The organism is Pseudomonas parasichuanensis, from assembly GCF_021601385.1.
GTDB lineage: Bacteria > Pseudomonadota > Gammaproteobacteria > Pseudomonadales > Pseudomonadaceae > Aquipseudomonas > Aquipseudomonas parasichuanensis.
Map to the genome: position 1 here is coordinate 1 of NZ_BQHO01000024.1, position 22,964 is coordinate 22,964.

Consider the following 22,964-nt stretch of genomic DNA (forward strand, 5'->3'; position numbering starts at 1 on the left):
GAAAGCTCAGCTTTCCCAGATCGATGGCGACGATGGCGACAGTGTTCATGGCGTTACACTCCGATAGGCACCCTGTGAAAGCTTAGAGGGCTGACACAGAGCGGGGCGGGGGTAGCCATTTCATTATTTGTTTCGGGCCAATTATGTCTGTGAGGGTAGCGCTGCACGCCTTGGCGCATGCCTCAAGACAAGCGAGGCGCCAGTGGCGCCTACATCAATACCGCGTCAAACCAACAGGGCGGACAGTGAAGACTTCGCAGGAGTAACTGGCCCGAAACAGATGTGGGAGCTGGCTTGCCAGCGATGCGCCGCGCGGGCGGCGCTCGATTTCACAGGCGCCGAAAGGGTCGTGGCAAGCACCTGCCAGCCGTGATGCGGTCGAACGCCCTACCGATAGCGCTCCTCCCCCCACGCCAGCACCGTTTCCAGCAAGCGCTTGAGCACCGCCTGCGTCGGCTTCGCCAAATCCTCGCGATAACCGAACGGCTCCACCTCATTCATATAAGTGCACTGCCCCAGCTCCAACTGCACCGCATGGATATGCTCGGCCGGATCCCCGTAATGGCGGGTGATATGCCCACCCTTGAAGCGCCCGTTAAGCACATGGCTGTAAGCCGGGAACTCGGCGCAAACACCCTGCAGCCGCTCAGCCAACACCGGATCGCAACTGGCGCCATTGAAAGTGCCGAGGTTGAAATCCGGCAACTTGCCGTCAAACAGATGCGGGATCACCGAACGAATCGAGTGCGCATCCCACAGCAACGCATAGCCAAATTCTTCGCGCATCCGCGCCAACTCGCGACGAATCGTGTCGTGGTACGGCCGCCAGATCTGCTCCAGGTACACGGCCCGCTGCTCAGGGCTGGGCGCCTTGCCCTCCTTGAACAACGGCTCCCCCTCGAACAGCGTCGCCGGATACAACCCGGTGGTAGCGCCGGCATACAGCGGCTTGTCGTCATCCGGCCGGTTCAGGTCGATGACGAACCGCGAGTACTCCGCCGCCACCACGCTGGCACCCAGCTCACGGGCAAAGTCGTACAGCTGCGGAATGTGCCAATCGGTGTCGGGCAGGCTGCGCGCCGCGTCGACCAGGCCATCACGCACGGCGTCGGTCAAGCCAAGCCCGGCATGGGGCATGCTGATCAACAGTGGCAGGCGGCCCTGGTGGAAACTCAATACCTTGTCCATGTCGCCTCGCTCAGTGGGTTATCTCGTGGCCCAGGCGCACCACGCGCTTGGGCAGGTCGCCGCCGAGCCAGTAGCTGAGGTCGGCGGGGCGTTCGATCTGCCAGGCGACGAAATCGGCCACCTTGCCGGCTTGCAGCGAGCCATGGCTGTCGCCCAGGCCCAGCGCCGTGGCGGCATGCACGGTGACGCCGGCCAGCGCCTCTTCCGGGGTCATGCGGAAACAGGTGCAGCCCATGTTGAGCATCAGGCGCAGCGACAGCCCTGGCGACGTGCCTGGGTTGAGGTCGCTGGCCAGGGCGATCTTCACCCCATGGCGGCGCAGGGCGTCCATGGGCGGCAACTGGGTTTCGCGCAGGAAGTAGAAGGCCCCCGGCAGCAGCACGGCAACGGTGCCGGCCTCGGCCATGGCGATGGCGTCTTCCTCGGTCATGAACTCCAGGTGGTCGGCCGACAGCGCCTGGTAACGCGCCGCCAGGCTCGAACCATGCAGCGACGACAACTGCTCGGCATGCAGCTTGACCGGCAACCCCAGCTCACGCGCCTTGATGAACAAGCGTTCGACCTGGGCCGGGGAGAACGCCAGGTGTTCGCAGAACGCATCCACCGCGTCCACCAGGCCCTCGGCCGCCAGCGCCGGGAGCATTTCGTCGCAGATGTGGGCGATGTAGTCGTCCGCCCTGCCCGCATACTCCGGCGGCAGCGCATGGGCCGCCAGGCAAGTGCTGCGCACGGTCAGTGGCAGCGCCTCGCCCAGGCGCCGGGCCACGCGCAGCATCTTGCGCTCGTTGGCCAGGTCCAGGCCGTAGCCGGACTTGATCTCCAGCGTGGTGACGCCATCGCGCATCAGCGCCAGCACCCGCTGCCGGGCGCTGGCGAACAGCTCGTCCTCGCTGGCCGCGCGGGTAGCCCGCACAGTGCTGGCGATACCGCCGCCCTGGGCGGCGATCTCGGCGTAGCTCACGCCCTGCAGGCGCTGTTCGAACTCACCGCTGCGGTTGCCACCGAACACCGCGTGGCTGTGGCAGTCGATCAAGCCGGGGGTAACCCAGGCGTTGCCCAGGTCCACCGTACGCTCGGCCGCAACCGGCGGCAGTTCACCCCGTGGGCCGATCCACTCGATCAGCCCGTCGTGGGTGACGATGGCCGCGTCCTCGATGATCGAGTAACGGCCCTCGGCCATGGTTGCTGCATGGCAGTGCTGCCAGAGGGTTCTCATTTGCAATCTCCTGAACTAGCGGTGCAGCTCGGCCGGTGCCTGGGCCGACCCGCCCTGCCCTGCGCGCGGCTTGCACCACAGCAGGTAGGACGCGACCAGGAACACCACCCAGATCACGCCGACGATCAAGGCCGCCTGGGTATCGGGGAAGTAACCGAGCACACCGAAGATGAACACCATGAAGGCGATGGCCAGGGCCGGGCCATAGGGCCAGAACGGTACCGGGAATTTCAGTTGTGCCACCTGCTCGCGGCTCATGCTGCGACGCATGGCCACCTGGGTGACCAGGATCATCAGCCAGACCCACACGGTGGCGAAGGTGGCGATGGAAGCGATCAGCAGGAACACGTTTTCCGGGATCAGGTAGTTGAGCAGCACACCGAGCAGCAGCGCGGCGCCCATGACTACCACGGTCATCCACGGCACGCCGTGCTTGGACAGCTTGCCAAAGCCACGTGGAGCCTGGCCGTGCTGGGACAGGCCGTACATCATGCGGCCAGCGCCGAAGATGTCGCTGTTGATCGCCGAAATGGCTGCCGAAATCACCACGACGTTGAGCACTGCCGCCGCCGAGCCGATCCCCAGGTTGCTGAAGATCTGCACGAACGGGCTGCCTTGGCTGCCGATCTGCGGCCAGGGGTACAGGCACATCAGCACGAACAGGGTCAGCACATAGAACAGCAGGATGCGCAGCGGCACGGCGTTGATCGCCTTGGGGATCACGCGTTGCGGGTCTTTCGCTTCACCGGCGGTAACGCCGATGATCTCGATGCCGCCGAAGGCGAACATCACCACGGCGAACGAGGCGATCAGGCCGCTGACGCCATTGGGCATGAAGCCGCCATGCTCGAACAGGTTGCTTACGCCCACAGCCTGGCCGCTGCCCACCTGGCTGAAACCGAAGGCCATGATGCCCAAGCCTGCGAGGATCATCGCAACGATGGCGCCGACCTTGAGCAGCGACAGCCAGAACTCCATCTCGCCGAACACCTTGACGTTGCACAGGTTCAGGCCGCCGATCAGGAACACGATGCCCAGCACCCAGATCCAGCGGGCGACTTCAGGGAACCAGAAGCCCATGTAGATACCGAAGGCGGTCACGTCGGCGATGGCGACGATGACCATCTCGAAGGCGTAGGTCCAACCGAGGATGAAGCCGGCCATGGGGCCGAGGTAGGTGGTGGCGTAGTGGCCGAAGGAGCCGGACACCGGGTTGTGCACGGCCATCTCGCCGAGGGCGCGCATCACCATGAATACAGCGGCGCCACCGATCAGGTAGGCCAGCAGCACGGCCGGGCCGGCCATCTGGATGGCCGAGGCGGAACCGTAGAAAAGCCCGGTACCGATTGCCGAACCGAGCGCCATGAAACGGATATGCCGGGCAGATAGCCCGCGGGTGAGGCCTTGAGCTTGTTGCATGTCACGTCCTTATTGTTGTTCTGGTCGTGATATCGGGATGGGGTCTGCTGCGCAGCCCAATCGCCGGCAAGCCGGCTCCCACACAAGCAGATGTGGGAGCCGGCTTGCCGGCGATGGGCCGCAAAGCGGCCCCCTGGGGCATTACAGGCTTGGCAGGACGCCAGCCGGCAGCAGGCCGGTCAGGGTGCCTTGGGCCAGCAGCGCGGCGGCGGCTTCGATATCCGGCGAGAAGAAGCGGTCGCGGTCATAGTGCGGCACTTCACGGCGCAGGGCATGACGCGCCTGCTCAAGCTTCGTGGAGGTCTTCAGCCCTTTGCGCAGGTCCAGGCCCTGGCAGGCGCCCAGCCATTCGATGGCCAGCACGCCACGGGTGTTCTCGGCCATTTCCCACAGACGCTTGCCGGCAGCCGGGGCCATCGACACGTGGTCTTCCTGGTTGGCCGAGGTCGGCAGGCTGTCGACGCTGTGCGGGTGCGACAGCGCCTTGTTCTCGCTGGCCAGCGCGGCGGCGGTGACCTGGGCGATCATGAAGCCGGAGTTGACCCCACCGTTCTCCACCAGGAACGGCGGCAGCTGGGACATGTGCTTGTCCATCATCAGCGAAATGCGACGCTCGCTCAGCGAGCCGATTTCGGCGATGGCCAGGGCCAGGTTGTCGGCGGCCATGGCCACGGGTTCTGCGTGGAAGTTGCCACCGGAAATCACGTCGCCTTCGGCGGCGAACACCAGCGGGTTGTCCGACACGGCGTTGGCTTCGATGCCCAGCACTTCGGCGGCCTGGCGGATCTGGGTCAGGCAGGCGCCCATGACCTGTGGCTGGCAACGCAGGGAGTACGGGTCCTGGACCTTGTCGCAGTTCTTGTGCGACAGCGACACTTCGCTGGAATCGCCCAGCAGGTCGCGGAAGCAGGCGGCGGTGTCGATCTGGCCACGCTGGCCACGCACTTCATGGATACGCGCGTCGAACGGCGAACGCGAACCCAGTGCCGCTTCAACGCTCAGGCCACCGCAGGCGATGGCTGCGGCGTACAGGTCTTCGGCCTGGAACAGGCCGCGCAGGGCGTAGGCGGTGGAGGCCTGGGTGCCGTTGAGCAGGGCCAGGCCCTCTTTGGCGGCCAGGGTCAGTGGCTCCAGGCCGGCAACGGCCAGGGCTTCGGTGGCGGGCAGCCACTGGCCCTTGTAGCGGGCCTTGCCTTCGCCCAGCAGCACCAGCGACATGTGCGCCAGCGGGGCCAGGTCGCCGGAAGCGCCCACCGAACCTTTGAGCGGGATGTGTGGGTAGACTTCGGCGTTGACCAGGCCGATCAGGGCATCGATGACTTTGCGGCGGATGCCGGAGAAACCACGGCTGAGGCTGTTGATCTTCAGCACCATGATCAGGCGCACCAGCGCGTCGTCCAGCGGCGCGCCGATACCGGCGGCGTGGGACAGCACCAGCGAGCGCTGCAGGTTTTCCAGGTCATGGCTGGCGATGCGGGTCGAGGCCAGCAGGCCGAAACCGGTGTTGATGCCGTAGGCGGTGCGGTCTTCGGCAATGATCTGCTCGACGCAGGCGACGCTGGCGTCGATGGCCGGGGCGGCGCTGGCATCCAGTTGCAGGCGCACGGGCGCGTCGTGGATGGCGCGCAGCTGGGCCAGGGTCAGGGTGCCAGGCTTGAGGGTCAGTTCGGTCACTTCGCTACTCCAATCGCTTGTGGCCGCAGGCCCTGTGTTCAGGGTGCCCGCGAGCCACTTCTTGTTGTTCAGTATCACCCTTGTGGGGTGCGATCCAAAGCGCGGCAATCAGCCGGTGATCATGGGCAGGTCGAGGCCCTGCTCCTTGGCGCAGTCGATGGCGATCTGGTAACCGGCATCGGCATGGCGCATCACGCCGGTGCCCGGGTCGTTGGTCAGTACGCGGGCGATGCGCTCGGCCGCCTCGTCGGTACCGTCACAGACGATGACCATGCCCGAGTGCTGGGAGAAGCCCATGCCCACGCCACCGCCGTGGTGCAGCGAAACCCAGGTGGCGCCGCCCGCGGTGTTGAGCAGGGCGTTGAGCAGTGGCCAGTCGGAGACCGCGTCGGAGCCGTCGCGCATGGCTTCGGTTTCACGGTTGGGGCTGGAGACCGAGCCGGAGTCCAGGTGGTCACGGCCGATGACGACCGGCGCCGACAGCTCGCCGCTGCGGACCATTTCGTTGAAGGCCAGGCCCAGCTTGGCGCGCAGGCCCAGGCCAACCCAGCAGATACGCGCCGGCAGGCCCTGGAAGCTGATGCGCTCGCGGGCCATGTCCAGCCAGCGGTGCAGGTGGGCGTCGTCAGGGATCAGTTCCTTGACCTTGGCGTCGGTCTTGTAGATGTCTTCGGCGTCACCGGACAGTGCCGCCCAGCGGAACGGGCCGACACCGCGGCAGAACAGCGGGCGGATATAGGCCGGGACGAAGCCTGGGAAGTCGAACGCGTTGGCCACGCCTTCTTCCTTGGCCATCTGGCGGATGTTGTTGCCGTAGTCGAAGGTCGGGATGCCCTGCTTCTGGAAGTCGAGCATGGCTTGCACGTGCACGGCCATCGATTGCTTGGCGGCCTTGACCACGCCAGCCGGGTCGGTCACGGCGCGGTCGCGGTACTCTTCCCAGGTCCAGCCGGCCGGCAGGTAGCCGTTGAGCGGGTCGTGGGCGCTGGTCTGGTCGGTGACCATGTCCGGGCGCACGCCACGCTTGACCAGCTCTGGCAGGATTTCGGCGGCGTTGCCGTGCAGGGCGATGGAGATGGCCTTGCCTTCGGCGGTGTACTTGGCGATGCGGGCCAGGGCGTCGTCGAGGTCGGCGGCCTGCTCATCGACGTAGCGGGTTTCCAGGCGGAAATCGATGCGGCTCTGCTGGCATTCGATGTTCAGCGAGCAGGCACCGGCCAGGGTGGCGGCCAGTGGCTGGGCACCGCCCATGCCGCCCAGGCCGGCGGTCAGTACCCACTTGCCTTTCAGGCTGCCGTTGTAGTGCTGGCGGCCGGCTTCGACGAAGGTTTCGTAGGTGCCCTGGACGATGCCCTGGCTGCCGATGTAGATCCAGCTGCCGGCGGTCATCTGGCCGTACATGGCCAGGCCCTTGGCATCCAGTTCGTTGAAGTGTTCCCAGTTGGCCCAGTGCGGCACCAGGTTGGAGTTGGCGATCAGCACGCGCGGGGCGTTGCTGTGGGTCTTGAACACGCCGACCGGCTTGCCCGACTGCACCAGCAGGGTTTCGTCGTCTTCCAGGCGGGTCAGGGTCTCGACGATCTTGTCGTAGCACTCCCAGTTGCGCGCGGCGCGGCCGATGCCGCCGTACACCACCAGCTCTTTCGGGTTTTCGGCAACCTGCGGGTCGAGGTTGTTCATCAGCATGCGCAGCGGCGCTTCGGTCAGCCAGCTCTTGGCGGTCAGCTTGTTGCCACGTGGGGCACGGATTTCAACGTCACGGTATTTGTTGTTGTCAGTCACGGGGATGTCCTCTGCGGTCATGCGACGGCGTGTGTTTGTGTCGTGGTGCTATACAAACACATCTTTACTTGTATGTACAAGCATGGACAACCAAAATAATCGGACCGTTCCTCGGAAGATTTCAGAAAGCAGAAGGGGCCGCTGCGCGGCCCTTTCGCGGCACAAGGCCGCTCCTACAGGGAATCGCATACCCCTGTAGGAGCGGCCTTGTGCCGCGAAAGGGCTGCGAAGCAGCCCCAATTCACCAGGCTCGAATTCAGCGCGGCATCAGCTCGATCAGGCAGAACCGCCCCTGCACATCCAGCGCCAGCAACCCGTCGTTGCCCTCCAGGCGCAAACAGTCATACCGACCCAGCTGCTGGGTCTCCTGCCCCGCCAGCCCGACTTCCACGTGGTTGCTCGCGGCAAACAGCAACACCGTCGACGCCGAGCTGAACAGCCGGCTGGTGCCATCGAACCACTGCAACCGCGCGTGATAGCGCTGCGGCGCGTAGATCAGGTTGAAATCCCGGATCGCCCCACCCAGCAGCTCGCAGCTGACCTGGCTCTCGCCGCTGAAGGCAAAGGCATCGAAGGGCAGCAGCGGCCGGCTGGCCTGGCCATCGACCAGCAGGCGCATGCCATCGCCCTGCAGCACGGTGATGATGCGCTGGTAACCGGCGAAGGTGGAAAAACCGCCGGACGCTTCAATGTCGGCGATCGACAGGCGCCAACCAAAGCCGTCCAGGCCGTCGCCGGCATCGCGGGTGATCTCTTCGGTGAAACCGCCACCGTTCTTCCAGGGCATGCGCGGGTAATCCTGCGCACGCAACAGCTGCAACGCACTCATTTACTGAATCGTCCTTCCAGGCGATGACGGGAACCGGGGTGGATCAGGCGCGCGGCGGTGACCGGCTGACGGCCCGACCAGGTACGGCGGCGGATCAGCAGGCAGGGCTCGCCGCGCTCGATCTGCAACAGCTCACACTCATCGGGCTCGGCAAGAATGGCCTCGACCACGTGCTCGCCTTCGGTGAGCGGTGCCACCTGCGACAGGTAGGCGTAGGGCGTCTGCCGGGTGAAGTCCTGCTTGAGGTAGTCCGGGGCGATGGCGGCGTTGACGTAGCGGTCCTCGATCTGCACCGGCACGCCGTTCTCGTAATGCACGATCAGCGAGTGGAACACCCGCTGGCCTTCACGCATGTCCAGGGCCAGGGCTCGCTCGGAACCGGCGGCCTCCTCGGCCAGGGTGATCACCTGGCAGCTGTGCTGGTGGCCACGGCCGGCGATCTCGTCGGCGATGTTGTTGACCTCGAACAACGCCGAGCGGCTCTTCGGCTCGGCGACGAAGGTGCCGACGCCCTGCATGCGCACCAGCAACCCTTCGGCGGTGAGTTCACGCAGGGCGCGGTTGATGGTCATGCGGCTGAACCCCAGCTCGCTGACCAGCTCGCTCTCCGACGGCACCCGGTGATGCGGCGGCCAGCTGCCGTTTTCGATCTGCTGGGCGATCATCTGCTTGACCCGGGCATACAGCGGCGCCGGCCCTTCGCCCATCTGGGCAACCAGCGCGGAGACAGGAGGTGTCGGCACGGCGTTGAATCCTTGTACGGTTGGAGTGAACGGTAGCTTGCCGGAGTTTACCCGGCAGGCAAACGGCTGTATATGTATATACAAGTTAAACAATAACAGGATTTCACCGATGTCCGCCTATTTCGCCGAACGCGCCCTGCTGCCCACGGGCTGGGCCCGCAATGTCCGCCTCGAAGTCGCCGCCGATGGCCGGCTGACGTCCATCGAGGCCGATGCCAGCGCCGAGGGCGCCGAGCGCCTGGCCGGCCCGCTGCTGCCGGGCATGCCCAACCTGCACTCGCACGCGTTCCAGCGGGCCATGGCGGGGCTGGCGGAAGTGGCCGGCAACCCCAACGACAGCTTCTGGACCTGGCGCGACCTGATGTACCGCCTGGTCGGGCGCATCACCCCGGGGCAGCTGCAGGTCATCGCCCGCCAGCTGTACATCGAGATGCTCAAGGCCGGCTACACCTCGGTGGCCGAATTCCACTATGTGCACCATGACCAGAACGGCCAGCGTTACGCCGACCCGGCCGAGCTGTCGCGGCGCATCAGCGCCGCAGCCGCAGCCAGCGGCATTGGCCTGACCCTGCTGCCGGTGCTCTACAGCCACTCGGGCTTCGGTGGGCAAGCGCCCAACGACGGGCAGCGGCGCTTCATCAACTCCACCGAGCAGTACCTGGCGCTGCAGCAGCAGCTGGCCCCGGTGCTGGCCGCGCAACCGGCGCAACAGCTGGGGCTGTGCTTCCACTCCCTGCGCGCGGTGACGCCCGGGCAGATCGCCGAGGTGCTGGGCGCCAGCGACAAACAATGCCCGATCCATATCCATATCGCCGAGCAGCAGAAGGAAGTCGACGACTGCCTGGCCTGGAGCGGCCTGCGCCCTCTGCAATGGCTCTACGAGCACGCCGAGGTCGATTCACGCTGGTGCCTGGTGCATGCCACCCACGCCGAGCCCGGCGAAGTCACCGCCATGGCCCGCAGCGGCGCCATCGCCGGCCTGTGCCTGACCACCGAGGCGAACCTGGGCGACGGTATTTTCCCGGCGGTGGACTACCTGGCCCAGGGCGGGCGCATGGGCATTGGCTCGGACAGCCATGTGTCGCTGAGCGTGGTCGAAGAGCTGCGCTGGCTGGAGTACGGCCAGCGCCTGCGCGACCAGCGCCGCAACCGCCTGTACCGCAACGATCAGCCGATGGTCGGGCGCACCTTGTACGACGCCGCGCTGGTGGGCGGTGCCCAGGCGCTGGGGCAACCTATCGGTGAGCTGGCCGTGGGCAAGCGCGCAGACTGGCTGGTGCTGGACGGGCAGGACCCTTACCTGGCGGTGGCGGACGGCGATGCCATCCTCAACCGCTGGCTGTTCGCAGGCGGTGATCGCCAGGTGCGCGATGTGATGGTCAACGGGCAGTGGGTGGTACGCCAGGGGCGGCATGGGCAGGAAGAGGAAAGCGCGGTAGCGTTCATCGAGGTATTGCGCCAGCTACTGGGCTGATTGGAGGACCATTCGCGGGTAAACCCGCTCCCACAGGGTCGTGCAAACCCTGTGGGAGCGGGTTTACCCGCGAAGCATGCAGCGCGACCTCAATGCCGTGCGACGATCTCTTTGTCCGGCGTGCGCCAGATCAAGCGGCGGGTGTCGTACCCCTGCTGGCGCGCCTTGGCCAGCAGGTTCTCGCGCTCCCACGCCGGCAACGACGGCGTGCGCGACAGAATCCACAGGTACTTGCGGTCCGGGCTGCCAACGATCGCGGTGCGGTAACGCTCGTCGACGAACAGAATCCAGTAGTCACCCTTGGCCACACCCGGCACCAGGCGGGTGAACCAGTTGTCGAACTCCACCCACAGCTTGTCGGTATGCCCGGGCTGCTGCGCGGTGGCATGGCCTTCGGCGCGCAACCACTCGTCACCCAGGGTACGGCAGCGGTTGAGCACGCCCACCGTGCCGTCGGGCTTGAGGTTGTAATGGGCCTCGGACTGGGCGCAGCCGTCCTGGTACTTCATCGGCAAGCGCGCCAGCTCGAACCATTTACCCTGATAACGCTTGAGGTCCACCGCACCTGCGGTCTTCGGTGCCAGCGGGTCGGTGGCCGACGTTGCACAGCCACCCAGCAACATCACCAGGCACACACTCAACAGCAGGTGCAGACGCCTCATTTGAGGCCCTGCCCGGAATACATCAGGACCTTGTCCGCGGCGTACTGCACGCTGATGAAGCTCTTCTCGTCACCCCAGGTGCAGCTGCTCATGCCCAGCGCGCCGGAGCACTCGGTGGGCGTGCCGAGCAGTTGCTCGACCTCGGCCTTGTTCATGCCGGCCTTGAGTTTGGAATAGTTTTCCTGGTTGATCTTGCTGCAGGCAGTCAGGACGACGCACAAGGACAACAGGGCGAGGGAACGCAACGACATGAAAGTGACACTCCTGGAGATGGATACACAGGTTCTGAGAGGCCTGCTGGGAGCTTAGAAGGGAAAAAGTGCCTGCGGTTCCCTGCCCTTCGAGGTTTTCGTCCTGCGCCGCCAGTCGGTAACTGCGCAAACGATTAATGTTTTTGCAGGCGCTGACGACACAGCTTCCGACGGTGTGGCTTTTCGCCGCACCTGCCCTCCTCCGTGCCCGTGCGCAGACTTTCTAAAAATGACCAAGAACCTCAAGTTCAGCCACAAGATCCTGCTGGCTGCCGCCCTGGTGGTGGCCGTTGCCTTCACCTGTTTCGTGCTGTTCAACGATTACCGACAACGCCAGTCCCTGCGCAGTGACACGGAGGCCACTCTGCAGGACCTGGGCAATCTCACCGCCGGTAATATCCGCAACTGGCTCGACAGCCGCATCCAGCTGCTCAACACCCTGGCCCAGCAGGTTGCTGTCGACGGCCCGGGCAAAGCCAGCCTGGACCGCAGCCTGGCGCTGCCGGTGTACGCCAACAACTTCATGCTCAGCTACTTCGGCGGCCAGGACGGCAGCATGCAGTCGGTGCCGGTGGGCAGCCGCGCCGCCGACTACGACCCGCGCGTGCGCGGCTGGTACAAGGCGGCCACGGCCGCCGGCCAGACCATCGTTACCGAGCCGTATATCTCGGCCTCGGCCGGCAAGCTGGTGATCACCCTGGCCACCCCGGTGCAGCAGGCCGGCCGCCTGATCGGCGTGAGTGGCGTCGACACCGACCTGCAGACCATCAGCAACCTGATCAACACCCTCGACTTCGACGGCCGTGGCCACGCCTTCATCGTCAACGGCGAAGGCAAGATCCTCATCCACCCCAAGGGCGAGCTGGCGCTCAAGGCACTGAGCGACGTCTACCCGGCCAACACCCCGCGCATCGGCAGCGGCCTGAAGGAAGTCGAGGTCGATGGCCGCAAGCAGTTCATCAGCTTTACCCATGTCGACGGCGTGCCGTCGGCCGACTGGTACGTGGCGCTGGTGCTGGACCAGGACGCGGCCTTCGCCATGCTTGGCGAACTGCGTACCTCGGCGGTGGTGGCGACCTTGATCGCCGTAGTGGTGATCATCGCCCTGCTCGGCCTGTTGATCCGCGTGCTGATGGAACCGCTGCACGTGATGGGCCGCGCCATGCATGACATCGCCGAAGGCGAAGGCGACCTGACCCGCCGCCTGAAGATTCACGCCCAGGACGAATTCGGCAGCCTGGCGCAGTCGTTCAACCGCTTCGTCGAGCGCATCCACGAATCGATCCGCGAAGTGGCCTCGGCCACCGGCCAGGTCAACAGCGTAGCGGGCCAGGTGGTCAGCGCCTCCAACGCCTCGATCCACAATGCCGACCAGCAGTCCAGCCGCACCAGCAGCGTGGCCGCGGCGATCAACCAGCTCGGCGCCGCCGCCCAGGAAATCGCCCAGAACGCCGCCCTGGCCTCGCAGCACTCCAGCGCCGCGCGTGGCCTGGCCGAGGAAGGCCAGCAGGTGGTCGGCGAGACCATCGAGGTGATGAACCAGCTGTCGGCGCGCATCAGCGACGCCAGCGGCAACATCGAGACGCTGAACAACCACACGGTGAACATCGGCCAGATCCTCGATGTGATCAGTGGCATCTCGCAGCAGACCAACCTGCTGGCGCTCAACGCCGCCATCGAAGCCGCCCGCGCGGGCGAGGCCGGGCGCGGCTTTGCCGTGGTGGCCGACGAGGTACGCAACCTGGCCCATCGCACCCAGGATTCGGCGCAGCAGGTGCAGCGCCTGATCGAGGAGCTGCAGGCCGGCGCGCAGATGGCCGTGAGCACCATGAACCAGAGCCAGCAGCACAGCGACCGCAGCGTGGGTATCGCCAACCAGGCCGGCGAGCGCCTGGGCAGCGTGACCCAGCGCATCGGCGAGATCGACGGCATGAACCAGTCGGTGGCCACCGCCACCGAAGAGCAGACGGCCGTGGTCGAGTCGATCAATGTCGACATCACCGAGATCAATACGCTGAATCAGGAAGGGGTGCACAACCTGCAGAGCACCTTGCGTGCCTGCACCGACCTGGAGCACCAGGTGGAGCGGTTGAAGCATCTGGTGGGCAGTTTCAGGATTTGAGATTGCCGGGGCCGCTTAGCGGCCCTTTCGCTGGCAAGCCAGCTCCCACAGGGCTTGTGGGAGCTGGCTTGCCAGCGAAAGGCCTGCACGGCAGGCCCAGCAGCTCAGAACCTGGACCCGGGCTCCAGCAAAAAGTCCATCTCTTCACTGGTACTCGGCCGCTCCAGCACCAGGTTGCGGTGCGGGAAGCGCCCGAACCGGGCAATCACCCGCTGGTGCTGCTCGGCATAGTCGAGAAAACCCTCGAACAACCGGCGATGCGCCTCCGGCTGTTCATCCAGCAAGGTCTGGTAGCGCTCCACACACAGGTTCTGCCAGTCCAGCACCTCGGCATGCTCCAGCACCAGCAGCACGAACACCCGCTGGATCGGCAGCAGCTGGTAGTCCCAGCCCTTCTGCAAACCCTGCATGGCCACCACCTGCGCCCGCCGGTCGCCCTCGAAGGCGCGCGGCGTGTCGCGGTGGATCATGCGCGGCAGCTGGTCCAAAAGGATCAGCAAACCGAGCCAGCCTTGTGGGCTCTGCTGCCAATCCTCGAGCCCGCCCGCCAGGGCGTGCTCCATCAGGTCGCCGAACAGCGCCTGGGCTTCGGCATCGTGATGCTTGCCGAACCACAGCGTGCTCTTCTCGTCAGCCACGGCCTGGGGACTGACGCCCCAACCGAACCACCACTCCAGCAACGGCTGCCAAGGTGCGAGCATGGTTTACTCCTTGTGGTACGCGGTGACGCGCTCGACCTCTTCTTTCGAGCCGAGGATCACCGACACGCGCTGGTGCAGGCCCTCTGGCTTGATGTCGAGGATGCGCTGATAACCATCAGTGGACACGCCGCCGGCCTGTTCGATGATGAACGACATCGGGTTGGCTTCGTACATCAGGCGCAGCTTGCCCGGCTTGCTTGGGTCGCGGGCGTCGCGCGGGTACATGAACAGGCCGCCACGGGTCAGGATGCGGTGCACGTCGGCCACCATCGAGGCGATCCAGCGCATGTTGTAGTTCTTCTTCAGCGGGCCGGTCTCACCAGCCAGCAGCTCGCCCACGTAGCGCTGAATCGGCGCTTCCCAGTGGCGCTGGTTGGACATGTTGATGGCGAACTCGGCGGTGCTTTCCGGTACGCGGATGTTCTCGTGGGTGAGCACGAAGCTGCCCAGCTCGCGATCCAGGGTGAAACCCTTGACGCCATTGCCCAGGGTGAGGATCAGCATGGTCTGCGGGCCATAGATGGCATAACCGGCGGCGACCTGCTGGGTGCCTGGCTGCAGGAAGGCGTTTTCGTTGAGGGTTTCGTTCTGGCTCAGGTACTCGTTGGGGCAACGCAGGACCGAGAAGATGGTGCCGACCGAAACGTTGACGTCGATGTTCGACGAACCGTCCAGCGGGTCGAAAACCAGCAGGTAGGCGCCTTTGGGGTACTTGCCCGGGATCTGGTAGGCGTTGTCCATCTCTTCGGAGGCCATGCCGGCCAGGTGGCCGCCCCACTCGTTGGCTTCGAGCAGGATGTCGTTGGAGATGACGTCGAGCTTCTTCTGCACTTCGCCCTGTACGTTTTCGGTGCCCATGCTGCCCAGAACACCACCCAGCGCGCCTTTGGAGACGTGATGGCTGATTTCCTTGCACGCACGCGCCACCACTTCGATCAGGAAGCGCAGATCGGCAGGGGTGTTGTTGCTGCGGGTCTGCTCAATCAGATAGCGACTCAGGGTAACGCGGGACATGTATGGCTCCGAAAAGGAAAGGGGGAGAAAAACCCCCGCAGTTTACAGGGAGAGTTGCGGGCTAGCGAGCAAAGAGACTCGCTGGGCTGTCAGACGGCACAATAGGTCGGTAGTTCAGCGCTTACCGGGGCCGGCCGTCCATTCGCAATACCTGTAGGAGCGGCCTCGTGCCGCGAAAGGGCTGCTCAGCAGCCCCAGGGGATTGTAGTGCTACCCAGGACCCTGGGGCCGCCTTGCGGCCCTTTCCGGCCGGTCCGGCGCCCCGGCAAGGCCGCTCCTGCAACGACCGCGCAACAGCCCGCTCTAGTCCAGGGCTTTCCAGATTTCCGTGGCGTACTCCCTGATCGTCCGGTCGGACGAGAACCAGCCCATCCGCGCGGTATTGAGCACCGCCATGCGCCACCACTCCTGCGGTGTATGCCACAGCTCGTCGACCCGCCGCTGGGCATCCCAGTAGGCGTCAAAGTCGGCGCACACCAGGAAGCGGTCATAGGCGATCAGGCCATCCACCAGCCCGGTATAACGTGACGGATCATCCGGCGAGAACACCCCGCTGCGAATCGCCTGCAGCACATCGCCCAAGCGGTGCGACGCGGCAATCGCCGCGCTGGCGCCAAAGTCGCCACTGCGCTTGCGCGCCTCCACCTGCTGGGCGGTCAGGCCGAAGATGAACATGTTCTCGGCCCCGACCTGCTCGCACATCTCGACGTTGGCGCCGTCCAGCGTGCCGATGGTCAACGCACCGTTGAGCCCGAACTTCATATTGCTGGTGCCGGAGGCCTCGTAACCGGCGGTGGAGATCTGCTCGGACAGGTCGGCCGCCGGGATGATGCTCTCGGCCAAACTGACGTTGTAGTTGGGCAGGAACACCACCTTGAGCAGGCCGCGCACGGTCGGGTCGTTGTTGACCACCCGGGCGATATCGTTGGCCAGCTTGATGATCAGCTTGGCCTGGTGATAGCTGGCGGCCGCCTTGCCGGCGAAGATCTTCACCCGTGGCACCCAGTCGGTGCCGGGGTCGTGGCGCATGGCCTGGTACAGCGCCACGGTGTGCAGCAGGTTGAGCAGTTGGCGCTTGTACTCGTGGATGCGCTTGACCTGCACGTCGAACAGCGCCTCGGGGTTGACCGTCACCCCCAGGCGGTCCTGGATGATGGCGGCCAGGGCACGCTTGCTGTGCAGGCGCTGGGCCGCGAACTGCTTGCGGAAATCGGCCTTGTCGGCAAAGGGCACCAGGGCCTTGAGCTTGCCTTCCGGATCGTCCAGCACCTCCGCGCCCAGCGCCTCGATCAGCATCGCCGTGAGCGGCGGGTTGGCCTGGTAGAGCCAGCGGCGGAAGGTGATGCCGTTGGTCTTGTTGTTGATCCGCTGCGGGTAGAGCTTGTGCAGCTCGGCAAACACCGTGCTTTTCATCAGCTTGCTGTGCAGCGCCGACACCCCGTTGACGCTGTGCGAGCCGAGGAACGCCAGGTTGCCCATGCGCACGCGGCGGCCATTGTCTTCCTCGATCAGCGACACCGCGCGCAGCACGTCGAAGTCGTGCAGGCCTTTGGCCCGCAGGCTATCGATATGGTAGGCGTTGATCAGGTAGATGATCTGCATGTGCCGCGGCAGCATGCGCTCCATCAATGCCACCGGCCAGGTTTCCAGGGCCTCGGGCAACAGCGTGTGGTTGGTGTAGGCCAGGGTGCCGACGGTCACCTGCCAGGCGGTGTCCCAGGGGATCTCGTGCTGGTCGACCAACAGCCGCATCAGCTCGGCCACGGCAATCGACGGGTGGGTGTCGTTGAGCTGGATCGCCGCCGCATCCGGCAGGTTGAGCAGGTTGTCATGCATGTTCAGGTGGCGGCGCAGCAGGTCCTGCAGCGAGGCGGAGACGAAGAAGTACTCCTGGCGCAGGCGCAGCTCCTGGCCGGCCTCGGTGCTGTCGGCCGGGTACAGCACCCGCGAAATGCTCTCGGCCCGGGCCACCTCGGCCACCGCACCCAGGTGATCGCCGGCGTTGAAGCGCTCCAGGTGCAGCTCTTCCAGCGCCCGGGCCCGCCACAGGCGCAAGGTGTTGACGCTGGAGCCACGCCAGCCGACCACTGGCGTGTCGTAGGCCACGGCCCGTACCGTTTCGCCCGGCCACCAGACCTGGCGCTGCTTGCCAGTGCCTTCCTGCACGGTTTCGACGCTGCCGCCAAAGCTGATCGGGTAGATCACCTCGGCGCGCTCGAACTCCCAGGGGTTGCCGAAGTCCAGCCAGTTTTCGGTCTGCTCCTGCTGCCAGCCATCGACCAGCGCCTGGCGAAACAGGCCGTGCTCATAGCGGATGCCATAGCCATGGGCGGCAATGCCCAGGGTCGACATGCTCTCCATGAAGCACGCCGCCAGGCGCCCGAGGCCGCCGTTGCCCAGCGCCGCATCCGGCTCGAGCAGGCGAATGCGCTCAAGGTCCACGTCCAGGCCCTGCAATGCCTCACGGGCGATTTCCAGGTAGCCCAGGTTGCTCAGGCTGTCGTACAGCAGCCGGCCGATCAGGAACTCGAGAGAGAGGTAATACACCCGCTTCTGGCTGCGTCGGTAAGCACGCCGGGTGTGGTCCATCCAGTGGTCGACCATGTGGTCGCGGGCCGCCAGGGCGATGGCCTCGAACCAGTCGTGATCGAACGCGTGTTCCGGGTCCTTGCCGACCGCGTAGGTCAGCTTGGCCAGCACGGCGGCGCGAAACTCCGCCACCTCCTCGTGATGAGCTTTGGCCTCACGGGCCTTGTTTTCCTGGGACATGCGGCATCCTCGGGCAAGTAGGCTAAAGCGCAGGGAAAGTGTTCAGCCTAGACGGTCTGACACAGAGCGACAGCAACGGTTCGCGGATTTCATGCGCGTGGCGGGAATCGGGCAAAAGGTTGTTCACAAATTGAACAACTCCGGTATGATCGCGCGCCCCAAGACCGTGATTCGCCCCCATAACGATGAAAACGACCCTGATCGCCGCCGCCGAAGTCGACCGCCTGGAGACTTGGCAGCGCTATGCCAGCCACATGTGCGGTGGCTGCCACTCGACCTGTTGCACCCTGCCGGTGGAGGTGAAGATCAAGGATCTGATCCGCATCGGTGTGGTGGACGAGTTCGAAAAAGACGAACCGCCGAAGAACGTGGCCAAGCGCCTGCAGAAGGAAGGCATCATCGAACGCTTCAACCAGAAGTCAGGGATCTTCACCCTGACCCGGATGAGCAACGATGACTGCATGTACCTGGACCGCAAGAGCCGGCTGTGCACCATCTACGACAAGCGCCCGGACACCTGCCGCAACCACCCCAAGGTCGGGCCTCGGCCGGGGTATTGTGCCTATAAGCCCAAGGTGGTTGGGCGTTGACGCTCTGCGGTCAACCCCATAGAATCTGATCCGTCTGGATATATACGGAGCTTTCCTTCGGGAAGGTGTCGAGACGCCGCCACCTGGTTCCGGCCGTGCCGGTTGAAGGGGTCAACCCCTAAGGGCATCCGCGATACGACCCCCTTCATTGGGGGTTTCGTATTTCTGGGGATCGCTCAATGGCGTATGGGCCTGCGAACGGGCTCGTTCCTCAGTTTCTTTAGCATCAGCAACCAGCCTTTGATCTTTTCATGTCGCTTGAAGCGGCTTTGGCTGCTCGCTGGATGGGCCGGATCCCGTACATAGGCACTCTCGACATGAACCCTGAGGCTACTCGCGGGCTCACGACGCAAATTGAAATACACCTCGTAACGGCTGCCTTCCGGGTAGCCGAACTGATTGCCCTCCAACGTCAGCCAGTTACTGTGCCCGGTAAACAGGCATTGGCGGTCGGCCAAACTGCACATGATGGCAGGCAGTTGCATCGACAGCCCATGCCGCGTCGGGCAGAACGCTCGGTAGATCCCTCGGTGATCTATTACCAACCTGTCCAGTCCGATACTGTCGAAATCCAGCGCTAACCCTTGCTGGGCCCCACGGCTCACACAATGGCTTGAATACTCAAGGTGCAGCGTCACCGCCATGGATGGCTGCACGTCCGAACCCGGCAGTAGCACTTCATGAGAATGCGCTCGCAGGTGCTGCAAGCACCATGGCTCACCCGCCACCTCGATTGCTCCCACCGACAGATGCTCACGCCATCCCTTGCCTTTCATGCTCCACCTCAACCACACACCGAGGCGTCAGGCTAATGCTCTGGCGAAACCCTGCCAAAACTGCTTCGTGAGCAAGTGCTTCAAGCGCAACATGCGGTAAAAGACAGGCAAACAAAAACGCCCCCGGCCTTTCGACCGGGGGCGTTTTCATTGCGCCTGAGCTAACTCAGTTCTTGGCTTTCTTGGCAGCGCGGGTACGCTCGCCTTCGTCCAGGATCTTCTTGCGCAGACGGATCGACTTCGGCGTGACTTCGCACAGCTCGTCGTCCTGGATGAACTCCAGGGCCTGTTCCAGGGTGTGGCGAACCGGCGGTACCAGGGCGATGACTTCGTCTTTGCCCGAAGCACGCATGTTGTCGAGCTTCTTGCCTTTGGTCGGGTTCACGCCCAGGTCGTTGTCACGGCTGTTCAGGCCGATGATCTGACCGTTGTAGATCTCCTGGCCGTGCTCGACGAACAGCTTGCCGCGCGCCTGCAGGGTTTCCAGCGAGTAGGTCAGTGCCTTGCCGGTCTCGACCGAAACCAGTACACCGTTCAGGCGGCCGGACATCTGGCCTGGCTTCATGGTGTCGTAGCGATCGAAGATCGAGGTCAGGATGCCTGCACCGTTGGTCAGGGTCAGGAACTGGTTACGGAAACCGATCAGACCGCGAGCAGGTACGTTGTACTCCAGACGTACACGGCCCTTGCCATCCGGCACCATGTTGGTCAGGTCGCCTTTACGCAGGCCCATCTCTTCCATGACCTTGCCCTGGGATTCTTCAGGGATGTCGATGGTGACGTTCTCGAACGGCTCCTGCTTGACGCCGTCGACTTCGCGGATGATCACTTCAGGACGGCCTACGGCCATCTCGAAGCCTTCACGACGCATGGTTTCGATCAGAACCGACAGGTGCAGCTCACCACGGCCCGAGACCTTGAACTTGTCTGGGGAATCGGTTTCCTGAACGCGCAGGGCAACGTTGTACAGCAGCTCTTTGTCCAGACGGTCCTTGATGTTACGGCTGGTGACGAACTTGCCTTCCTTACCGCAGAACGGCGAGTCGTTGACCTGGAAGGTCATCGAAACGGTCGGCTCGTCGACGGTCAGCGGCTTCATCGCTTCTACCGCGTCCGGGGCGCACAGGGTGTCGGAGATGAACAGCTCGTCGAAACCGCTGATGCAGACGATGTCGCCAGCCTGGGCTTCTTCGACGTCGACGCGGTGCAGGCCGTGGTGGCCCATCAGCTTCAGGATACGGCCGTTGCGCTTCTTGCCGTTGGTGTCGATGGCGACAACCGGGGTGTTCGGCTTGACGCGACCACGGGCGATACGGCCAACACCGATAACGCCGAGGAAGCTGTTGTAGTCCAGTGCCGAGATCTGCATCTGGAACGAACCGTCACGGTCAACATTCGGCGCCGGTACGTTGTCGACGATCGACTGGTACAGCGCGGTCATGTCTTCGCCCATTTCGGTGTGGTCCAGACCGGCGATGCCGTTCAGGGCCGAGGCGTAGACGACTTTGAAGTCCAGCTGTTCGTCGGTGGCACCGAGGTTGTCGAACAGGTCGAAGATCTGGTCCAGAACCCAGTCAGGACGCGCGCCCGGACGGTCGACCTTGTTGATCACGACGATGGGCTTCAGGCCAGCTTCGAAGGCTTTCTTGGTTACGAAGCGGGTTTGCGGCATCGGGCCGTCCTGGGCGTCGACCAGCAGCAGCACCGAGTCGACCATCGACATTACACGCTCAACTTCGCCACCGAAGTCGGCGTGGCCGGGGGTGTCGACGATGTTGATGTGGTAGCCGTTCCAGTTGATGGAGGTGTTCTTCGCCAGAATGGTAATGCCGCGCTCTTTTTCCTGGTCGTTGGAGTCCATGACGCGCTCGTCGTTGAGCTCGTTACGCTCCAGGGTGCCGGACTGGCGCAGGAGTTTGTCGACCAGGGTGGTTTTACCATGGTCAACGTGGGCGATGATGGCGATGTTACGCAGATTTTCGATCACAACTGTATCTCGATCAGAGGATTCGGTTGCCGCCAGTGTAGGCGGCGAATATGTACGGTTTGAGGCTCAGCGGGCCCGATGGTCGGGAGGGCGATGGCGGATGCTGCCGCCATACAGCCCTGGCGTCTTATGTCGGACGATAAACACGCACATTGGCATGTCCCTCACTGAGCAGGTGGTGTGCGTGCAGGCGACTCATCACACCCTTGTCGCAATACAGCAGGTACTGGCGGTTGCCATCGAGCTGCTTGAACTTGCTGTTGATCGCGTAGAACGGCATGGCCTGGACTTCGACGCCCTCGATCAGCAGAGGTTCGTCTTCCTGGGCGTCGGGGTGACGAATGTCGATGACGATCTGGCCAGGCAGCGCCTCGCTGACTTCTTCGACTTCGATGTCCTTGCCCAGCTCGTCGATCACGTGGTCGATGGAGATGAACTTGGCGCGTTCCAGGGCGCGCTCCAGCACGGCCATGTCGAACTGCTTCTCTTCATGCTCCATGCGGTGGCGCTTGGCATGGGTGGTCGGGTTCACCGAAATCACGCCGCAGTACTCAGGCATGTGCTTGGCGAAGTCGGCGGTGCCGATTTCGTTGGCCTGGTCGATGATGTCCTGCTTGTGGCTGGCCAGCAGCGGGCGCAGCACCAGCTTGTCGGTGGCCGAGTCGATGATCGACAGGTTCGGCAGGGTCTGGCTGGATACCTGGGAAATCGCCTCGCCGGTGACCAGCGCGTCGATCTGCAGGCGGTCGGCCATGTGCGCGGCGCCCCGCAGCATCATGCGCTTGAGGGTCACGCCCATGTAGCTGTTGTCGACCTTGTTGAGGATCTCGCCGACCACTTCCTCGAACGGCACGCTGATGAACAGCACGCGCTGGCTGCTGCCGTACTTCTTCCACAGGTAGTGGGCCACTTCCATCACACCCAGCTCGTGGGCACGGCCGCCGAGGTTGAAGAAGCAGAAGTGGGTCATCAGGCCGCGGCGCATCATCTGGTAGGCCGCCACGGTGGAGTCGAAGCCACCGGACATCAACACCAGGGTCTGCTCCAGGGCACCCAGCGGGTAGCCGCCGATGCCGTTGTGCTGGTTGTGGATCACGTACAGGCGCTGGTCGCGGATCTCGATGCGCACCAGCACTTCAGGCTTCTTCAGCTCGATGCCGGCCGCGCCGCATTGCTGGCGCAGCTGGCTGCCGACGTAACGGTCGACGTCCATCGAGGTGAAGTCGTGGTGGCCGCCACGCTTGCAGCGCACAGCGAAGTACTTGCCAGCCAGCAGGTGACCGAAGTGCTGCTTGCACTTCTCGACGATGTCGTCGAAGTCGCCCAGCGGGTACTCCTGCACCTGCAGGAAGTGGGTGATGCCCGGGGTGCAGCGCAGGCGCTCGATCATTTCGCGCTGGATCTTCTCGTCCTCGATGCGGGTGACCACTTCGAGGTTGTCCCAGACGCCATCGACCGCGAGCTCAGGATCGAGGTCCTTGAGCACGTTGCGGATGTTCTTGCTGAGCTGACGGATGAAGCGCTTGCGCACCGGCCGGCTCTTGATGGTGATCTCTGGGAAGACTTTGACGATAAGTTTCATTGGTTTAACAGCGCGCGCGAGGCCTGCCGAAAATGAGGGGCGCGAATTATATCGGAAATTGCTCAGGTTTTGAGCAACTTTTGATCAGAAGGTTTCAGATTAATGCAGGAGGTAGGTTTTGCGGTGCCTGTACCGGCCCTTTCGCGGGTTTACCCGCGAAAAGGCCCTCGAAGAAAGCACACCCC

The 22,964-nt window shown here is 64.2% G+C and carries 18 protein-coding genes and 1 pseudogene; 4 read left to right on the plus strand and 15 right to left on the minus strand.

Features of this window, described 5'->3' with window-relative positions; genetic code table 11:
- Positions 1 to 387: 387 nt before the first annotated feature.
- The 7 genes from hutG to hutC all read right to left on the minus strand — a co-directional run bounded on the left by hutG (position 388) and on the right by hutC (position 8,815).
- Positions 388 to 1,188, minus strand: a complete 801-nt coding sequence (gene hutG / locus L6D77_RS18415; RefSeq protein ID WP_232882890.1) for an N-formylglutamate deformylase — start codon at positions 1,186 to 1,188, stop codon at positions 388 to 390.
- A 10-nt stretch (positions 1,189 to 1,198) separates the two neighbouring features.
- Positions 1,199 to 2,404 carry an imidazolonepropionase gene (hutI, locus tag L6D77_RS18420; protein ID WP_232882891.1) on the minus strand — a complete coding sequence of 402 codons (1,206 nt, stop codon included), beginning with the start codon at positions 2,402 to 2,404 and terminating at the stop codon, positions 1,199 to 1,201.
- A gap of 15 nt (positions 2,405 to 2,419) precedes the next feature.
- Positions 2,420 to 3,823 carry an amino acid permease gene (locus L6D77_RS18425; protein WP_232882892.1) on the minus strand — a complete coding sequence of 468 codons (1,404 nt, stop codon included), beginning with the start codon at positions 3,821 to 3,823 and terminating at the stop codon, positions 2,420 to 2,422.
- A 141-nt stretch (positions 3,824 to 3,964) separates the two neighbouring features.
- Positions 3,965 to 5,497 (minus strand): histidine ammonia-lyase, encoded by a 1,533-nt coding sequence (gene hutH / locus L6D77_RS18430; protein ID WP_232882893.1) that lies wholly within the window; start codon positions 5,495 to 5,497, stop codon positions 3,965 to 3,967.
- A gap of 108 nt (positions 5,498 to 5,605) precedes the next feature.
- Positions 5,606 to 7,279 carry a urocanate hydratase gene (gene hutU, locus L6D77_RS18435; RefSeq protein WP_153788951.1) on the minus strand — a complete coding sequence of 558 codons (1,674 nt, stop codon included), beginning with the start codon at positions 7,277 to 7,279 and terminating at the stop codon, positions 5,606 to 5,608.
- A gap of 256 nt (positions 7,280 to 7,535) precedes the next feature.
- Positions 7,536 to 8,108 (minus strand): HutD/Ves family protein, encoded by a 573-nt coding sequence (locus L6D77_RS18440; protein ID WP_232882894.1) that lies wholly within the window; start codon positions 8,106 to 8,108, stop codon positions 7,536 to 7,538.
- Entirely contained in the window at positions 8,105 to 8,815 is a 711-nt protein-coding gene (gene hutC, locus L6D77_RS18445) for a histidine utilization repressor (protein WP_232883034.1), read from the minus strand. The genes L6D77_RS18440 and hutC overlap by 4 nt, the downstream gene beginning before the upstream one ends.
- Before the next feature lie 145 nt (positions 8,816 to 8,960).
- Between hutC and L6D77_RS18450 the strand changes: the two genes are divergently transcribed.
- Entirely contained in the window at positions 8,961 to 10,325 is a 1,365-nt protein-coding gene (locus L6D77_RS18450; RefSeq protein ID WP_232882895.1) for a formimidoylglutamate deiminase, read from the plus strand.
- An 89-nt stretch (positions 10,326 to 10,414) separates the two neighbouring features.
- Here L6D77_RS18450 and L6D77_RS18455 read toward each other — a convergent pair whose 3' ends face one another.
- Together L6D77_RS18455 and bamE are read right to left on the minus strand one after the other, a co-directional pair.
- On the minus strand, positions 10,415 to 10,987 hold the full coding sequence (locus tag L6D77_RS18455) for a lipocalin family protein (RefSeq protein ID WP_232882896.1): 573 nt from the start codon (positions 10,985 to 10,987) through the stop codon (positions 10,415 to 10,417).
- The gene (gene bamE, locus L6D77_RS18460) at positions 10,984 to 11,238 is read right to left on the minus strand and encodes an outer membrane protein assembly factor BamE domain-containing protein (protein WP_079230016.1); all 255 of its coding nucleotides are present in this window, start codon (positions 11,236 to 11,238) and stop codon (positions 10,984 to 10,986) included. Before bamE ends, L6D77_RS18455 begins: the two co-directional genes overlap by 4 nt.
- Before the next feature lie 229 nt (positions 11,239 to 11,467).
- On the opposite strand from bamE, the pseudogene L6D77_RS27525 reads away from it, so the two are divergent.
- Together L6D77_RS27525 and L6D77_RS27530 are read left to right on the plus strand one after the other, a co-directional pair.
- A pseudogene (locus L6D77_RS27525) lies at positions 11,468 to 12,505 on the plus strand (HAMP domain-containing protein); the annotation flags it as partial.
- A 129-nt stretch (positions 12,506 to 12,634) separates the two neighbouring features.
- Positions 12,635 to 13,360, plus strand: a complete 726-nt coding sequence (locus L6D77_RS27530; RefSeq protein WP_371923757.1) for a methyl-accepting chemotaxis protein — start codon at positions 12,635 to 12,637, stop codon at positions 13,358 to 13,360.
- A gap of 104 nt (positions 13,361 to 13,464) precedes the next feature.
- Here the strand turns inward: L6D77_RS27530 and L6D77_RS18470 are convergent, their stop codons facing one another.
- From L6D77_RS18470 to L6D77_RS18480, 3 genes are all read right to left on the minus strand, one after another.
- Positions 13,465 to 14,061 carry a DUF924 family protein gene (locus L6D77_RS18470; protein ID WP_232882898.1) on the minus strand — a complete coding sequence of 199 codons (597 nt, stop codon included), beginning with the start codon at positions 14,059 to 14,061 and terminating at the stop codon, positions 13,465 to 13,467.
- 3 nt (positions 14,062 to 14,064) lie between these two features.
- Positions 14,065 to 15,075 carry a class 1 fructose-bisphosphatase gene (locus L6D77_RS18475; RefSeq protein WP_201203566.1) on the minus strand — a complete coding sequence of 337 codons (1,011 nt, stop codon included), beginning with the start codon at positions 15,073 to 15,075 and terminating at the stop codon, positions 14,065 to 14,067.
- A gap of 303 nt (positions 15,076 to 15,378) precedes the next feature.
- Positions 15,379 to 17,844: a glycogen/starch/alpha-glucan phosphorylase gene (locus L6D77_RS18480; protein WP_232882899.1), complete on the minus strand. Its 2,466-nt coding sequence runs from the start codon at positions 17,842 to 17,844 to the stop codon at positions 15,379 to 15,381.
- A 185-nt stretch (positions 17,845 to 18,029) separates the two neighbouring features.
- Here L6D77_RS18480 and L6D77_RS18485 point away from each other — a divergent pair, with 185 nt between their 5' ends.
- Complete coding sequence (locus L6D77_RS18485) at positions 18,030 to 18,434, plus strand: YkgJ family cysteine cluster protein (protein ID WP_016712459.1); 405 nt, start codon at positions 18,030 to 18,032, stop codon at positions 18,432 to 18,434.
- 176 nt (positions 18,435 to 18,610) lie between these two features.
- Here the strand turns inward: L6D77_RS18485 and L6D77_RS18490 are convergent, their stop codons facing one another.
- From L6D77_RS18490 to thiI, 3 genes are all read right to left on the minus strand, one after another.
- Entirely contained in the window at positions 18,611 to 19,210 is a 600-nt protein-coding gene (locus L6D77_RS18490; protein WP_232882900.1) for a hypothetical protein, read from the minus strand.
- 166 nt (positions 19,211 to 19,376) lie between these two features.
- Entirely contained in the window at positions 19,377 to 21,197 is a 1,821-nt protein-coding gene (typA, locus tag L6D77_RS18495; protein WP_236170105.1) for a translational GTPase TypA, read from the minus strand.
- Between the two features lie 127 nt (positions 21,198 to 21,324).
- The gene (gene thiI, locus L6D77_RS18500; protein ID WP_232882902.1) at positions 21,325 to 22,779 is read right to left on the minus strand and encodes a tRNA uracil 4-sulfurtransferase ThiI; all 1,455 of its coding nucleotides are present in this window, start codon (positions 22,777 to 22,779) and stop codon (positions 21,325 to 21,327) included.
- Positions 22,780 to 22,964 lie beyond the last annotated feature (185 nt).